The organism is uncultured Helicobacter sp., from assembly GCF_937906905.1.
Taxonomy (GTDB): Bacteria; Campylobacterota; Campylobacteria; order Campylobacterales; family Helicobacteraceae; genus Helicobacter_B.
The window spans coordinates 18,765-34,156 of record NZ_CALERY010000032.1; the positions used below are offsets into that span (position 1 = coordinate 18,765).

Consider the following 15,392-nt stretch of genomic DNA (forward strand, 5'->3'; position numbering starts at 1 on the left):
ATCAAGGCTTAAAGCCTACTTCGATCTGCTTAATCGTGCCTGGATTCTCAGCGTCTGTTATCATAACAAAGGCACTCGCAGAATCTAGCCGCACAGAAAATTCAGCCCTTGGGCTTTGCTCAATGATTGTTTGAACGATTTGCAAATTTGTATCATAGCCCACGATTCGCGGAATCCACTTGGCATTTGCTATGATTTTCAGCGATCCACCACCCTTTGGGACACTAAGCCAATACTGCCCACTCACCTCACGCAAAGAGAGCGACTCGCTAGCATTTATTGCGCGCGCGTTAAAAAGCCGTATATCACGCACTTGAATTGTATAGCTCCAGTCATTGACTGCCTTTCGCCCCATATCCTGCAGCACAAACCCTCGCTTCTCAAGCTCTTGGAGGAGCACAATAGGATCAAGCGCGTGTTCTGTAACAAGTGAGTAGGAAATGCTAGAGAGCCCATCAACTTTGCTGGCTTGAGAAAGCATGAAATATGAATATCCCATAGATGAAAGCAGTGCATTCATCGTGTAGCTTAGCGCAGGGACCGAGGTTTTAGACTTAAATGTTACGCTCAACTCCATGGGGCTTGGGAATTTGAGCAAAAGCAAGCCATTATTCTTTAGCGCATAAACAACCGCACCAACATTTAAAGCGCCATTGCCCAGGTAGAATCGCGACTGATTTGCAAAAATACTATTGATGAAATTCTTGTTTTGCGTATAGGACTGGGGACCGATAAGCTCTTGGATTTTGTCCTCAAGCACATCTGCACAAGCCACCCCTGCCACTAGTGCAACACTGCATATAAGCCTATGGAGCTTTGTCATCATCTCACCTGTTCCGCCAAGCGTTTGTAGGTTTGTGGGTCGATTTTCTTAAAGCCATTATCTGGCTCATAGATGAAATACAGCGGATAGTTGCTCTTAGGAAATGTGAAAGGGCTGCCATTCATAGTGAGACTAAAATTACTATGCCCAAATGCCAATAGCCAGCGGTGATTGTCAGTTTTTATCGAGTAGGTGTCGCTGGTAACACCTTGGTATTTTCTACGATTAGTATCAAGGTCGATAATATCAAACCACAACATGATATCCGTCGTAATCGCCATGGTATTATCAGCCCTAGATTCTGTATCGGGACTGGCAGAAGTGGATTCTAGTGTGCTAGATTGAGCAGGGCTTGCCGCAGAATCTTTGGTATCTGGAATCTTTTGGGATTGCGCATCTGGCGTAGAGTCTATCCCAGAATCTACCGAGATGGATTCTGGTGTGCTAGATTCTGCACTAGAATCCTGAGGAGCCCCTTGAGCCGCCTTCTCCGCTTGAATGCTTTCCTCTCCTGCTTGAATCTCCGTAGCAGAATCTTGGGTAGAATCCTTGGCATTAGAAGCGTATTTGCTCGCGATATTTTGATACACGAGATAAAGTAAAATTACAATCACTACGCTCACTAGCGTAATATAGAATTTCTGTTTGGAATTTGCTTGCTTTTTACGCTCATCAATCGCATCATAGCGCTGCTTTTGTGTATCAAGACTTAGGTCTTGCACCTGCACGCTTTTCTCCACCTGCTCGGGCTGGGCTGAATGATTATTATGATAGTCATCATAGGCTTTTAGCACTCCAGAGAGATCGAGCTTATACTCACGCTCTAGAATCTGCACAAACCCTACCAAATGCACACGCTGTGTGTGCTCGAACTGCAAATCAAGGATATCTTGGAGTCTGGAAGTGGAGATTTTAGTCTGCTTGGCAATTTCTTTTACACCAATTTGCCTAAGCTTTTGAAGACTTTCTTCTAAGAGAGCTTTATCCATCATATCGCCTTTGTATTGGAGTCTAAATACGCCATGAGAATGCCCGCTGCGACGCTGACATTAAGCGAATCGAAATTATTATGCATTTGAATAGCAAGTATTTTATCGAGTTTTTTTGCAATTTTGTCATACAATCCTTGGGATTCTTCACCAAGAAACAATGCCCACTTCTGGCTTGGCACAAACTCCGCCACATTCTCCCCACCCATATCCGCCCCATAAAGGCAAAACCCCGCCCCTTGCAAATCGTTCATATAAGCCAGAACATTATCCACCACGCAAAATGGCATGGCAAACATCGCGCCAGAAGAAGCACGCAAGATCTGCTCGATTTTGGGAGATTTGATATGTGAGATAATGACTGCCTGCACACCAAGCGCATAGGCACTGCGGAAAATCGCGCCAATATTTCCCACATCACTCATTCCGCAAAGCACGAGAATCCGCTGAAACTGCTTCATACTAGCAAATGGGGTGGATTCTAGCGGTGTGATACGCGCGAAGAAGCCTTGATGATTACCGCCGCGGGCTAGAGCCTGGGCTTTTTTACTATCAAGACGCAAAATCGGCTTATCAAGCTTTCTCATCTGGGAAAATACCTTTGGCTCGATTTCTTTAGCGAGATAGAACTCCTCTATATACTGCGGATAGTGTGCAAGCGCATAAAGCACAATTTGCTTGCCATAGATAATCATCGCCTGCCTTTTTGTTTGCTTGTGTTTTGATATGGATTCTTGGGTGTGAAAGTGCTAGCGGATTCTGGCGCAGATTCTTGTTGGATTAGATTCTGGTAGATATGCTTGGTATCCATACCTGTAAGTCTGGATAGGAGCTTGGCTTTGTGCTTTGGCGGGAGTGGGAGTTCTGCTATGTCGTTTTCATAGAGCGTGAGAGATAGCATTGGCGCATGGGGCTGGAGAACTAGCGTCCATTCGCCTTGGATATTGCGTGATGAGAGCATGACAAGCACTTCTTTAGGCGTGCCACGGGCGTGGTATTGGTGGGCTTTGGTAAGCTCTTTTGTCGCAATAAGCATAGAATCTGGTGCGAGTTTATCAAGCAAACGGAGAGATTCCAGCAAGCGGTGCGGGCTTTCATACATGATGATAGGAGGACTAGACTCTTGGGCTTTATGACTGGATTTTGCGCTAGAATCCAGCAAGCGTAGAATCTGCTCCTCACGCTCTTGTTGCTTGTGTGCCAAAAATCCGCCAAACACAAACCCTTGCGAGCTAATCCCACCATGAGCAAAAGCCGTAATAAGCGCGCATGCTCCCGGTAGCACATCATAGACAATTTCATGCTTGACACAATATTCCACAAGCCTAGCACCCGGATCGCAAACACAAGGCATGCCTGCATCACTTATATAGATGACATTGTCGGCAAAAAACTCCGGAGTGATAGTGGAGAAAAATTCAGTCTCATTGTGCGAGTGCAATGAGATAAAGCGCTTTGTCATAGGATCAAGACTAAATCTAGCAGAATCCAAATTCGCACAGCCTTGATCGCTAGATTCTGGGCTAGACCCCAGATCCACAGCACACAAAACACGCGAAAACCGATCATATAAAAGCGTGTAAAGCCTTTTGGCAACCCTAGTATCTTCGCAAAGCACTATATCTGCCTGCGCCAGGGCTTCCAAACTCCTTAGGGTAATGTCTTTGAGATTGCCTAGAGGGGTTGGGACAAGCAGTAGCACAGAAGTGTTATTTTAGGTTGTATTTTTGGCGGAATTTCTCGACTCGCCCTGTCGCATCAGCGATTTTATCGCTACCTGTGTAGAATGGGTGGCAGAAGCTCGAAATATCAATGCGAAGTTCTTTTTTTGTGCTAAGCACTTCTATTTGTTTGCCACTTGTTACGCACGTTACCTTGCACGGGACATATTCTGGGTGAATGCCTTTTTTCATGGTGATACCCCTTTATATAGAAAATAAGTCCGCGATTCTAGCGCACTTAGACTTAAAAAAACTATAAACCCCGCGCGATACTCGAGGCAAAGCTTTGGAAAAATATCTCGCTTGCTTCTTGAATAGATAGGTGGATTGCCTGGGGATTGCCTGCTTGTTGATTTGAGCTAGCGGTGCTAGAGTCTACTTGTATGCTAATACTATCTCCTAGCACTTCTCCTAGCAGCACACAAGGGATATTATGCCTCTGTGCTAGCTCTTGTAGCTGCGCAAAATCGCTTGTCTCCACCACTACACAGCTTTGTGTCTGGCTAAAAAGCATTTCACGCTTGGGCAGGGTGATTTGCGCCTCACAGCCCAGCCTACTAAGGATAGACATCTTTGCCAAAGCTATGCCTAAGCCCCCTTCGCCCACTTCTTTTGCGCTAAGGATAAGTCTGCTCCCAATCCCTTCTAGCAGCAGTCCCCAGAGTCGCTTCTCTTGCGCTAGATCGATTTGGGGCGAGTCGCCACTTGGGACAATCTCGCCCCCCAAATGCGCCCCAAACGCGCCCATCTGCACAAGCTTTTCCAGCACACTCCCCCCAAAATCCTCGCCTATCTCTCCTAGCAGGGCGATTTTGCTCCCCTTTTTTGTGAAAGCAGAGTCGATGATAGCTTGCGGATCGCTCGCTAGCCCCACGCTCACAATCGTTGGCGTGGGATAAATATCAGTAGAGTCTGTTTGGTTATAGAGTGAGACATTGCCGCTTACCACAGGGGTTTGCAGCACTTCGCACGCCTCTTTAATGCCCTCGCAGCTCTCTTTAAACTGCCACATCACTTCTGGGTTGTTTGGGTTGCCAAAGTTTAGGCAGTCGCTTATCGCTAGGGGTTTTATGCCCCTTGTGGCGCATTTTCTCCCCGCTCTAGCTACGGCGATTTTCGCCCCTTCTCTTGGGTTTAGGTAGCAGTAGCGCACAGGCGCATGGATAGCCGCTCCAAGAGCTACGCCATTTTCTTTTATGCGGATTACACTGCCTTCGCCTTGCCCTGCGGCGATAAGCGTGTTTGTCTGCACGCTGCTGTCGTATTGGCTATAAATCCACTCTTTATCGCAAATATCAATACTCCCTAGTAGAATCCGCGCGATGTCTGTAAGGCTATGTCGCGCTGTGTGGTGCTGCAAGGATTCTAGGGGGTTTTTCGCTCGTGCTTGCGCGATGTAGGCAGGCTCTTTGGTGGGGAGTTGCAGCACAGGGGCATTTTCTGTGATGGGGGCGATGGGGATATGCGCTACCTTTTGCTCCCCCCAAAATAGCTCCATATCGCCACTTTGCGTAACTTCCCCAATCACTTCGCAATCAAGCTCCCACTTTGCAAAAATCGCTTTAATCTTTTCTTCCGCGCCCTTTTTAGCGCAAATGAGCATTCTCTCTTGGGACTCGCTAAGCATAAGCTCATAGGCGTTCATAGCCTTTTCACGCATAGGGACTTTATCTAGGTAAAGGCGCATTCCGCTGCCACTTCGCCCAGCCATCTCAAAGCTAGAGCTAGTAAGCCCAGCTGCGCCCATATCTTGGATACCGATGATTAGATCTTGTGTAAAAAGCTCTAAACAGGCTTCAAGTAAAAGCTTTTGCGTGAATGGATCGCCCACTTGCACCGTTGGGCGCAGGCTTTTAGAATCCTCACTAAAAGAGTCGCTGCTCATCACCGCTCCGCCTAAGCCATCGCGCCCTGTTTTGCTCCCTACATAAAGCACTGGGTTGCCATTGCCTTGTGCTTTGGCGTAGAAAATCTCTTGTGCTTTGGCAATCCCTAAACAAAAGGCATTGACCAAAATATTGCCATTGTAGCAAGGCTCAAAGTTTGTTTCTCCGCCAATAGTTGGCACGCCCATACAATTCCCATAGCCGCCAATCCCAGCCACCACGCCTTTAAGCAAGGATTTATGCTTTCGCCCTACTTCATCATCGCTCCAAATCTCACCAAAGCGGATAGAATCTAGGCTTGCCACTGGACGCGCCCCCATTGTGAAAATATCGCGCATAATCCCGCCCACACCTGTTGCCGCTCCAGCATAAGGCTCGATGAAGCTAGGGTGGTTGTGGGACTCGACCTTAAACACTGCTGCATAGCCCCCGCCTATGTCAATCACACCGGCATTTTCGCCCGGACCTTGAATGACCCAAGGCGCGCTTGTGGGGAAGCCTTTTAGGTAGATTCTGCTTGATTTGTAGCTGCAATGCTCGCTCCACATCGCTGAGAAAATCCCAAGCTCCACGAGGTTTGGCTCTCGCCCCAAAATCGCTAGAATCTGCTTGTAGTCATCATTGGAGAGTTTGTGCGCTTGCAATGCGCTTGGCATATCGTGTATGGCAAAAGTTTTATCCATTGAGAATCCTTAAAAAAGTGCTGTGATATAGACGATAGATTGGCATTGTAGCAATTGATTCTTTGTATTTGTATTAAGCTTATCTGTAAGGTTTATTAAAGGTTTATCAATTACAATATACTTTTTTGAGTCGCAAGAGCCCCCATTACCCAAATACCCCAAATACCTTAGGAGAGAGAATGAAGTATATTAAGTTTTTCAAAGAGCTCAATAATAAAGATGTCCCGCTCGTTGGTGGCAAGAATGCTAGCATTGGTGAGATGTTCCAAGAGCTTGTCCCTGTTGGGATTAAGGTGCCAAATGGCTTTGCTATCACAAGTGATGCATATTGGTATCTTTTGGATTCTGGGGGGATTCGGCAGAAAATTATCGATCTGCTCGCAGGTGTTGATGTAACAGAAATTGATGTGCTTAAAACTCGCTCAAAGCAGATCCGTGAGCTGATCTTTGGCACACCATTGCCGACAGATTTGCGCGATGAGATTTTTGAAGCATATAAGATCCTAAGTGAAGAGTATGGTATGACTTATGCCGATGTGGCTGTGCGCAGCTCTGCTACTGCGGAGGACTTGCCAGATGCGAGCTTTGCAGGGCAGCAGGATACTTATCTAAGCGTAAAGGGGCAGACAGATTTGGTGCATTATATTAAATCCTGCTTTGCCTCGCTTTTTACCGATAGGGCAGTGAGCTACCGCGCTTCTAGGGGGTTTGATCACTTTAAAGTTGCGCTATCTGTGGGCGTGCAGAAAATGGTGCGAGCCGATAAAGGCAGTGCTGGGGTGATGTTTTCTATCGATACAGAAACAGGCTTTAAAGATGCAGTGTTTATCACTTCTAGCTGGGGGCTAGGTGAAAATGTCGTGGGGGGGACGGTGAATCCTGATGAATTCTATGTCTTTAAACCCACGCTTAAAGAGGGCAAACGCCCCATTATTAAGCGGCAGCTAGGACATAAACATCAAAAAATGGTCTATGCCACGCCCGGTGATCCACACCCCACCAAAAATATCCAAACCACCCAAGAAGAAATGCGCACCTTTTCTATCACTGATGCAGATATTTTGACTCTCGCGCGTTATGCCATAAAGATTGAAGAGCATTACACAAAAGAAGCAGGCGAGTATCGCCCTATGGATATGGAGTGGTCTAAAGATGGCGAGAGTGGGGAGATATTTATCGTGCAGGCTCGCCCAGAAACCGTGCAGAGTCAAAAGAGCAAAAATGGCTGTGCGCAAAAGCTAGAGAAATTCCGCTTCAAAGATAGGAGTGCCGAGCGAGAGGTAATCCTAACGGGGCGTGCGATTGGCGGGAAAATTGGACACGGAAAGGTGCGGATTATCAACGATTTAGAGCATATGAATACCTTTAAAGAAGGTGAAATCCTTGTAACAGACAATACCGACCCGGATTGGGAGCCAGCGATGAAAAAGGCAGCCGCAGTCATCACCAACCGCGGTGGGCGCACCTGCCACGCTGCTATTGTAGCTAGGGAAATTGGCGTGCCTGCCATTGTGGGAGCAGTGGGCGCGACTGATAGGCTCTATACAGGAATGGAAATCACCGCTTCGTGTGCTGAGGGGGAAGAGGGCTATATCTATGCTGGAATCCACCCATTTGAGATTGAAAGTATCCAGCTTGACAATCTGGGCGACACCAAAACAAAAATCTACATGAACATCGGCAACCCAGAGAAAGCCTTTGGATTTTCACAACTGCCAAATGATGGGGTGGGGCTTGCGCGTATGGAGCATATTATCCTAAACCAAATCAAAGCTCACCCGCTTGCCCTGCTTGATTTGCAAAATGGTAAAAAAGACATAAAGGATAGGGAAGAGATAGAGAAGCTGATCTCTGGCTATGAGAGTCCTAAGGACTTTTTCATCAAAAAAATCGCTGAAGGTATGGGAATGATCTCTGCGGCGTTTTATCCTAAGCCTGTGATTGTGCGTGTGAGTGATTTTAAATCCAATGAATACCGCGGTATGATTGGTGGGCTAGCTTATGAGCCTTTAGAAGAAAACCCAATGCTTGGCTATCGTGGGGCTAGCCGCTACTACTCCGATCTCTATCGCACGGCATTTGAATGGGAATGCGAGGCTCTTAGCATGGTGCGAGAAGAAATGGGACTGACAAATATGAAAGTGATGGTGCCATTTCTTCGCACGCCAGAAGAAGGGAAAAAGGTGCTTGAGATTATGCGCCGTAATGGGCTAGAATCTGGCAAAAATGGTTTAGAAATCTATGTGATGTGTGAGCTTCCTGTGAATGTGATTTTGGCAGATGATTTCCTAAGTATGTTTGATGGATTCTCCATTGGCTCAAATGATCTTACGCAGCTTACTCTTGGGGTAGATAGAGATGGGCAGCTTGTGAGCCATATCTTTGATGAGCGCAATCCTGCTATGCTCGAGATGTTTAAGCGTGCTATTGCTGCGTGTAAAAAGCACAATAAATATTGCGGGATCTGTGGGCAAGCTCCTAGTGATTACCCAGAGATAGCGGAGTTTTTGGTGAAAGAGGGCATTAGCTCTATTTCGCTAAATCCGGATTCTGTGGTGGCGACTTGGACAAGAATTGCCGATCTGGAAAAGACCTTGAAATAAGGCATAACCATGTGGGCACAAGCTTTGGTTAGAAAAAAATTAGATTTTCATGGCGCATTGTTGAGCATAATACTAGTGGGCAGCATGCTCCTAGGGTGTGGTGGTGTGCAGTATGTGGATAATGCGGATTCTAGGGAATACTCTTCTTTAGGGATTGATTACCACGATTTGGAGAAAGCAGCGGGTGATAATATCAAATCGCTCTTAGGGAGTGGCTATGTGCGCTCACTAGCAGGTTTAGAAAAGCCAAAGGTGCTAGCTATTTCTAATGTGATCAATGATACTATGCAGCATTTTTCTACCCAAGAGCTTACGCGCAAAATCACGCGCGATATGCGCAATAGCGGGAAGTTTATTTTGACAATGGCGTTTGCAGGGAGTGGGGGTAGCAAGGATACAATGCTGGATTCTGTGCGCAATGCGCGCGGGAATGATGAGGTCAATCAATATGGTGTCCCAGAAAAGGGCAAGATCATCGCTCCAGAGCTGTCGCTATCTGGGAAAATTATCCAGCGCAATACGAAAGTAAAATCCAAGCAAAGGGTGGATTATTTCTTCTTGCTTACGCTTACAGATCTCAAAAGTGGGCTTGTCGTGTGGGATAATGAAGTTAATATCATCAAGGTGGGGAAAAACGCTTCGGCGTGGTAAAAGTGGATTCTAGTATAGACAGCAAGGATTGATATGGAAGGACAGCTTATGGCATTAGCCATTGAGACTTATAAGATCACCTTACTTATTTCTCTGCCTATTCTTGCCACAGGGCTTGTGATAGGGCTTTTGATAAGTATTTTTCAAGCCACTACGCAAATCAACGAAATGACACTTTCATTTGTGCCTAAGATTTTGGGCGTTATCGCGGTGATTATTTTCACAATGCCTTGGATGCTTACAATGCTTACAGACTATACGAAAAATATCATCGAGCTAATCCCAAGATTCATTAGCTAATGCGCGAAGATTGCATAGATTTTGCCAAATACTCTAGCCTAAAAATCGGCGGCGTAACGCCTGTTGTGGTGCTAGAAAAGGGCGATGAAAAGAGCTTTAGCGCAATGCAGGCATATCGATGCGTAGGACACGCTTATAATCTCCTAGTCTCACCAAATGCGAAAAACCTCACAATGCTTGGCAGAGAGTTTGACTATATTTGTGAGAGTGAAGGGTGGATAGAAGTGGGGGCTATGACACCAAGTGGAAAGATTTTTGCCTTTTTTCGTAAGCATAATTTGCGTGGGCTGGAGTTTTTGCAGGCATTGCCCGGCAGTGCTGGGGGGCTTTTGAAAATGAATGCCGGAATGAAAAGCTATGAGATGAAAGATGTCGTGTTAAGTGCCTGTGTCAATGGCGTGTGGGAAGAGGAACTGGGGCTGGCGTATAGGAGTAGCAATATTAGTGGGATTATTAGTGCTATGCGATTTAAGAAGCAAGTAGGCTTTAGAGAAGAAGTGCTGCAAGCGTGCAAGATGATGAGAAAAACCCACCCCAAACTCCCTAGCTGTGGCAGCTGTTTTAAAAACCCTAGCGGAGATTATGCGGGCAGATTATTAGAGCTAGCGGGACTAAAGGGCTTTATGAAAAATGGCGTAGGCTTTAGCGAGCAGCACGCAAATTTCTTGGTCCATACAGGAGGGGCTAGCTTTGAAGACGCACTTTGGGTAATAGAATACGCGCAAAAAAAAGTGCAAGATCACTTTGGGATCTTGCTTGAGCCAGAAGTGTGGATTATTGGGTAGAAACAGGTCTCCAAAAAATCCCCACTCTATCTCCCTTTTGATATTTTTTGTGCTTCCGCGCCTTCTGGTTTTTTAATCCTGCCAAACATTCTACTCAAACACCACTCGGTAGATAACCTCTTGCTTTTCTAAGAGACTCTCATTAGCCTGTATGCCAAATGGTATTGTATCAACTCTTGCTCCAAGCTCTTTCACGCTCCTTATGACCTTCATGAGCAACTCATCGCTTATAGCATACGCATCAAAATACAGCGTATCTCCGCGCGTGAAAGTATGCAGAATCTCAACTAGATTTTCCTTATCTAATTCCACAAATTCCGCCTCTGGCGCAAATCCATAAAGCTCATACTGGCGTTTTTTGATAGCGATTTGAGCAGGATTTATACCCATGCTTGCAATATATGCCCGCGAAGCATAAGTAGAATCCTGCGTGATGAAGCGAAATTTCGCACGAGAGTTATCCCCTATGCCAATTAGCTGGACTTGCGAGTCAAAAAGCACCATCCCTATCATCACTACACCAAGCGCAATGAAGCTAAGGCGCTGAACTCTACTGCGAGCAATCATAGATGAAAGCTGCACAAGTCCCACACTTAGCACACTTAGCATAAATGGATATATCGCAAAAATCGCGTATTTTGGGTAAAAAATAGGGCGAATGAAACTCACACCAAAAGGCACGATCACGCTTATAATCATCACAATAACACACGCGATCAAAAACCAATTACGAAGCTTAGGGATACACAGCACAAGCACCAGCAGCACAAATGCGGCGCTAGAAGTCCCAAGCGACCAGGAAAGCACCATAAACAGCCCATCAACTGAAGGTGCTGGGATCCAGGTATTGAAGCTTGTGTCTCCAAGTGCTTTAGAAAATGCCGTGATGATAAAAAATGGAGCAAGTGAGAGTGCTACAAGCACATCACAGATAAACAACACAAGCAGCCTTCTCCATGCACCCCATAGCAGCACCACACTCGCCACAAACCCAGCAAATATCACTATTGAGCCAAAATAATGTGTATTGCATAGACAGCTAGCACTCACAACATAGCCGATAAGATTGCCCAATGTCGGGCGCACATAGCAGTTGAAAAGAAAATAAAATACTAGTGGGATAAGACTTAGCACCAAAACATAGCCACGCACTTCATGCGCTGCGCCAATAGCCATATACGAGCAGGCAAAAAGCCCTGCCCCAAGCAGCGCGATATAATGAGACCTCTGCGCATCGCCAGATGATAAGTGTGTGCTAGATTTTATACTAGAGCCTAGAGAAAGCGCGTGGGCTTTTAGGAAAATATACATACTAAGCACGCCAAGCGACCCTAAAAGCACACTAAGGCTTTTCGCACTCCCAGGCGTGTAGCCAAAGATATGGAGCCAGATTTTTAGCAAGAAATTATAAAATGGTGGATTCCCAGGATCAAGAAACACACTGCTAAAGTCCCCATCAGGATAGCCCACAATTCCCACAGAGTAAAGTTCGTCCCCCCAGAATCCAAAGCTATTGTAGTTATAAATCCTAAGCAGCAACCCTAAGCCAAACAGCACAAATAACGCGATGACTGGGAAGTAGCCCGCCCTGCTAGAATCTACTTTAGATTCTGGTATGGAAAGGGATTTGACACTTTGAGGGTTTGCGTGAGACTCTAGGATAGATTCTCGCCAAGCCAGCAAGACAAATGCAAAAAATAGCCAGACAAATAAATATGGCGGAGTGAGAAAATAGTAGAAAAACCCAATCCAAAGTGGTGCATACTGATTGATAATCGCACTAGATTCTAAGAGCTTATATGATGAGAGATCTATCATCACCCCAGAATTCTGCTTGGTAGGTATGGCAGTGTTTGACATGACATGTGTAAGAATCTCATTCTTTGCGATATAGAAATTCTCGCTCCCCATGGCAATAGAGATGAACTCCAGCTTAGCCAAGTCATCACCAGATTCTGCACTTAGGGCAAGCTGAGCGAGTGGTGCGCTTATCATATTGCGCGCAAGGGCGCAGGTCTGCAGGCTTTGTGTGCTAGCACCAAGCGCATAGAATCTTATAGGGCTTATCTCTTCGTAGCGCGAAAATTTTTTCCTCGTCGTGCTAGCGTGCAAAGCATAGTTATCACAGCTTCCTGTGGTCGCAAGTGCAACATGCACAGGCGCAAATGTTTTGCTAAGCTTTGCTAGATTCCCGGAGTAAATAGGTTTCATTGCAATAACAAACACGCCCACAAGCATAGCAAAAAACAAGTATGCAAATATAGAGCTTGATGAAAATCTAGGCATTATAAGTCCTTTGTGTTGGGGTTTTGTGTAGCAGGGGTTTTTATAGCTTGGTAGGCGCTTGAATGATTCTTTGTTAAGCCAGGTGCCATATCAGTGGCAGCACGAGATCGCTCACCAAAAATAACATATTTTGCCCAGCAAAAATTACTCACCATTGCGCAAAGAATCGCAAATGCTTGAAAAGCAAGCATAGTAATATCCCGGCTTAGCGCAGAGAGGCTAGATTCCACCACAGGGAGCAAAAACTGCTTGCAGAGCCAGAGCACAACAAGATTCACACCTAGACCAAATAGATTTGCCCCGATATAGAGTCCATACGCACGCCACGAGAGGCGATGTGCAAATGTAATAAGTGTGTTTAGAATGTAGTTTTGACTCACAGCGATTCCAAAGCACAAGCACGCATTTAGCATATACTGCAAGCCTAAAATATGGAGTCCGTAAAAGCACGCAAGATTACTCACACTGCCAAGCACTCCCACAAAACCAAATACCACAAACTGACGCATAAGGACTGCTTTCAGGCTTTATGCACGCTTGACTGGTGGCGAGAGTGGCGCAAGACATAACGCAAAGCTGGTGTGCGCCATAGCGCTTCAAATATGATAGACCTACTCATCTTTGAAGCACCCTCTACCCTATCATCAAACACGATAGGCAGCTCGATGATCCTGGCTCCTGTGCGAAATGCGCGATATTTCATCTCAATTTGAAAGCAGTAGCCATTTGAGCCAATATCACTAAGCCCAATACCACACAGCACAGACTTGGAGTAGGCATTAAATCCGCCGGTAAAATCCATGATCCTAACCCCAAGACACAGCCGCGCATACAGGCTTCCAAACCCAGAAAGCAGCCGCCGAAATAACCCCCAACCGCGTACGCCTCCACCCAGAATATTGCGCGAATTTATCACCACATCAAAGCACGAGAGGTTTTGAAGAGTCTGCTTAAGGTAGCGCGGATGGTGAGAAAAATCTGCATCCATCTGGATAAAATACATAAACCCTCGATCAAGCCCCCACATAAACGCCGCGATATACGCGCTACCAAGCCCAAGTTTCCCTGCGCGCTCCAGGATATGCACGCGCCCATGCTCTCGCACCATAGCATGTAAAATCTCTCTAGTGCCATCTGTGGAGTTATCATCAATAACTAGAATCTGCAGCCCCTCATACAACGCCAGAATCTGCTCTAAAAGCTCCTTGATATTGCGCACTTCATTATATGTAGGGATACAAACAAGCACCTGCGAGAGAAGCAAAGAAGCGCGCGAGCTAGACTCATCACGAGAGTCAGCGAAGCAACGGGGAGAATCACAAGGAGCAGGAGAAAAGTTGTTGGGCGCACCGGTCTTGAGAGATTGTGAGGCTAGAGAGTCGCCATGCGGAGTAGCAGAATCCACATCTTGTATCAAGGGCAGCATTCCCCCCCCCCCCCCCCCGTTTCATCAAGGTATGGGCTGACTGACATGGAGCAACAAATCTAGGCATGATATACCCTTAAAGAAATAAATTAAATGCAAAATGTTCAAAAGCTTAAGTTTGGTGTGCATTGTATCACAAAATCACATTGATAGGGCTGTATCGAGTCCAAAAATCAGCAAACACAATATGTTTTCGCATATTTACTGAAGTTTTGCTATCATTCCCGCTCAAAATCCACAAACACAAGGTGAGTTTATGAAAAAATCGTTTCTTTTCACTTCGGAATCTGTAACCGAAGGACACCCAGATAAAATGGCAGACCAAATCAGTGATGCGGTGCTTGACTATATCATTGAGCGCGATAAAAGTGCGCGTGTAGCGTGTGAGACGCTTGTAAGCAATGGCTTTTGCGTCATCGCTGGGGAGCTAAAGACAAGCGTATATGCCCCTATGCAAGAAATCGCTAGAAAAGTCGTGCAAGAAATCGGCTACACAGACGCACTCTATGGCTTTGACTACCGCAGCGCAGCAGTGCTAAATGGCATTGGCGAGCAAAGCCCAGATATAAATCAAGGCGTAGATAGAGCCGATGGCGAGATAGGTGCAGGCGATCAAGGGCTTATGTTTGGCTATGCGTGTCGCGAGACGCCCTCTCTTATGCCCTTGCCTATTTGGCTCTCTCACCGCATTACAGAAGGACTAGCAGCAAAACGCAAAGATGGCACACTGCCCTTTTTACGCCCAGATGGCAAATCTCAAGTTACCGTGCGTTATGAAGATGGCAAGCCTGTAAGCATTGATACAATCGTTATCTCCACACAGCACAGCCCAGAGACACAGCAAAGCCATTTGAAAGATTCAGTCATTGAAGAAATCGTGCAAAAGGTAATCCCGCAAGAGTATTTAAACGATAATATCCGCTATTTTGTCAATCCTACGGGCAAATTTGTCATCGGCGGACCACAGGGCGATGCGGGGCTAACCGGACGAAAAATCATTGTAGATACTTATGGTGGGAGCTGTCCGCACGGAGGTGGGGCATTTAGCGGGAAAGACCCCAGCAAAGTAGATAGAAGTGCGGCGTATGCAGCAAGGTATGTGGCAAAAAATCTTGTCGCAAGTGGCGTGTGTGATAAGGCAGTGGTGCAAGTAGCCTATGCTATCGGCGTGGTAGAGCCTGTATCAATCCTTGTAGATACGCAAGGCACGGGCAAGATGGAAGATTCTGTGCTGACAGA

At 46.2% G+C, this 15,392-nt stretch carries 14 protein-coding genes; 5 read left to right on the forward strand and 9 right to left on the reverse strand.

The window, feature by feature from the left end; all coding sequences use genetic code 11:
* Window position 1: 1 nt before the first annotated feature.
* The 6 genes from Q0171_RS07900 to purL form a co-directional block, all read right to left on the reverse strand.
* Entirely contained in the window at window positions 2–823 is an 822-nt protein-coding gene (locus Q0171_RS07900; RefSeq protein ID WP_299328685.1) for a hypothetical protein, read from the reverse strand.
* Window positions 823–1,812 (reverse strand): hypothetical protein, encoded by a 990-nt coding sequence (locus Q0171_RS07905; protein ID WP_299328688.1) that lies wholly within the window; start codon window positions 1,810–1,812, stop codon window positions 823–825. The genes Q0171_RS07900 and Q0171_RS07905 overlap by 1 nt, the downstream gene beginning before the upstream one ends.
* Entirely contained in the window at window positions 1,812–2,507 is a 696-nt protein-coding gene (gene rlmB, locus Q0171_RS07910) for a 23S rRNA (guanosine(2251)-2'-O)-methyltransferase RlmB (RefSeq protein ID WP_299328691.1), read from the reverse strand. Before rlmB ends, Q0171_RS07905 begins: the two co-directional genes overlap by 1 nt.
* On the reverse strand, window positions 2,504–3,514 hold the full coding sequence (gene rsmI, locus Q0171_RS07915; protein WP_299328694.1) for a 16S rRNA (cytidine(1402)-2'-O)-methyltransferase: 1,011 nt from the start codon (window positions 3,512–3,514) through the stop codon (window positions 2,504–2,506). Before rsmI ends, rlmB begins: the two co-directional genes overlap by 4 nt.
* A gap of 7 nt (window positions 3,515–3,521) precedes the next feature.
* Window positions 3,522–3,725, reverse strand: a complete 204-nt coding sequence (gene rpmE / locus Q0171_RS07920) for a 50S ribosomal protein L31 (RefSeq protein ID WP_299328697.1) — start codon at window positions 3,723–3,725, stop codon at window positions 3,522–3,524.
* Window positions 3,726–3,786: 61 nt separating this feature from the next.
* Window positions 3,787–6,102 carry a phosphoribosylformylglycinamidine synthase subunit PurL gene (gene purL, locus Q0171_RS07925; RefSeq protein ID WP_299328700.1) on the reverse strand — a complete coding sequence of 772 codons (2,316 nt, stop codon included), beginning with the start codon at window positions 6,100–6,102 and terminating at the stop codon, window positions 3,787–3,789.
* 179 nt (window positions 6,103–6,281) lie between these two features.
* Here purL and ppsA point away from each other — a divergent pair, with 179 nt between their 5' ends.
* From ppsA to Q0171_RS07945, 4 genes are read left to right on the forward strand one after another with little or no spacing between them, the layout of a single operon-like run.
* A complete protein-coding gene (gene ppsA / locus Q0171_RS07930) occupies window positions 6,282–8,705 on the forward strand; it encodes a pyruvate, water dikinase (RefSeq protein WP_299328703.1) in 2,424 nt (807 codons plus the stop codon).
* Between the two features lie 60 nt (window positions 8,706–8,765).
* The gene (lpoB, locus tag Q0171_RS07935; protein WP_299328706.1) at window positions 8,766–9,356 is read left to right on the forward strand and encodes a penicillin-binding protein activator LpoB; all 591 of its coding nucleotides are present in this window, start codon (window positions 8,766–8,768) and stop codon (window positions 9,354–9,356) included.
* A 33-nt stretch (window positions 9,357–9,389) separates the two neighbouring features.
* Window positions 9,390–9,656 carry a flagellar biosynthesis protein FliQ gene (gene fliQ, locus Q0171_RS07940; protein WP_023930842.1) on the forward strand — a complete coding sequence of 89 codons (267 nt, stop codon included), beginning with the start codon at window positions 9,390–9,392 and terminating at the stop codon, window positions 9,654–9,656.
* The gene (locus tag Q0171_RS07945) at window positions 9,656–10,441 is read left to right on the forward strand and encodes a UDP-N-acetylmuramate dehydrogenase (RefSeq protein WP_299328711.1); all 786 of its coding nucleotides are present in this window, start codon (window positions 9,656–9,658) and stop codon (window positions 10,439–10,441) included. The genes fliQ and Q0171_RS07945 overlap by 1 nt, the downstream gene beginning before the upstream one ends.
* A 90-nt stretch (window positions 10,442–10,531) precedes the next feature.
* On the opposite strand, the gene Q0171_RS07950 is transcribed toward Q0171_RS07945, so the two are convergent.
* From Q0171_RS07950 to Q0171_RS07960, 3 genes are read right to left on the reverse strand one after another with little or no spacing between them, the layout of a single operon-like run.
* Window positions 10,532–12,727 (reverse strand): hypothetical protein, encoded by a 2,196-nt coding sequence (locus Q0171_RS07950; RefSeq protein WP_299328713.1) that lies wholly within the window; start codon window positions 12,725–12,727, stop codon window positions 10,532–10,534.
* The gene (locus tag Q0171_RS07955; RefSeq protein ID WP_299328716.1) at window positions 12,727–13,236 is read right to left on the reverse strand and encodes a GtrA family protein; all 510 of its coding nucleotides are present in this window, start codon (window positions 13,234–13,236) and stop codon (window positions 12,727–12,729) included. Before Q0171_RS07955 ends, Q0171_RS07950 begins: the two co-directional genes overlap by 1 nt.
* 11 nt (window positions 13,237–13,247) lie before the next feature.
* On the reverse strand, window positions 13,248–14,153 hold the full coding sequence (locus tag Q0171_RS07960) for a polyprenol monophosphomannose synthase (RefSeq protein ID WP_299328719.1): 906 nt from the start codon (window positions 14,151–14,153) through the stop codon (window positions 13,248–13,250).
* A gap of 256 nt (window positions 14,154–14,409) precedes the next feature.
* Here Q0171_RS07960 and metK point away from each other — a divergent pair.
* Window positions 14,410–15,392 (forward strand): methionine adenosyltransferase (metK, locus tag Q0171_RS07965; RefSeq protein WP_299328722.1); only part of this gene is annotated, 983 nt, incomplete at its 3' end.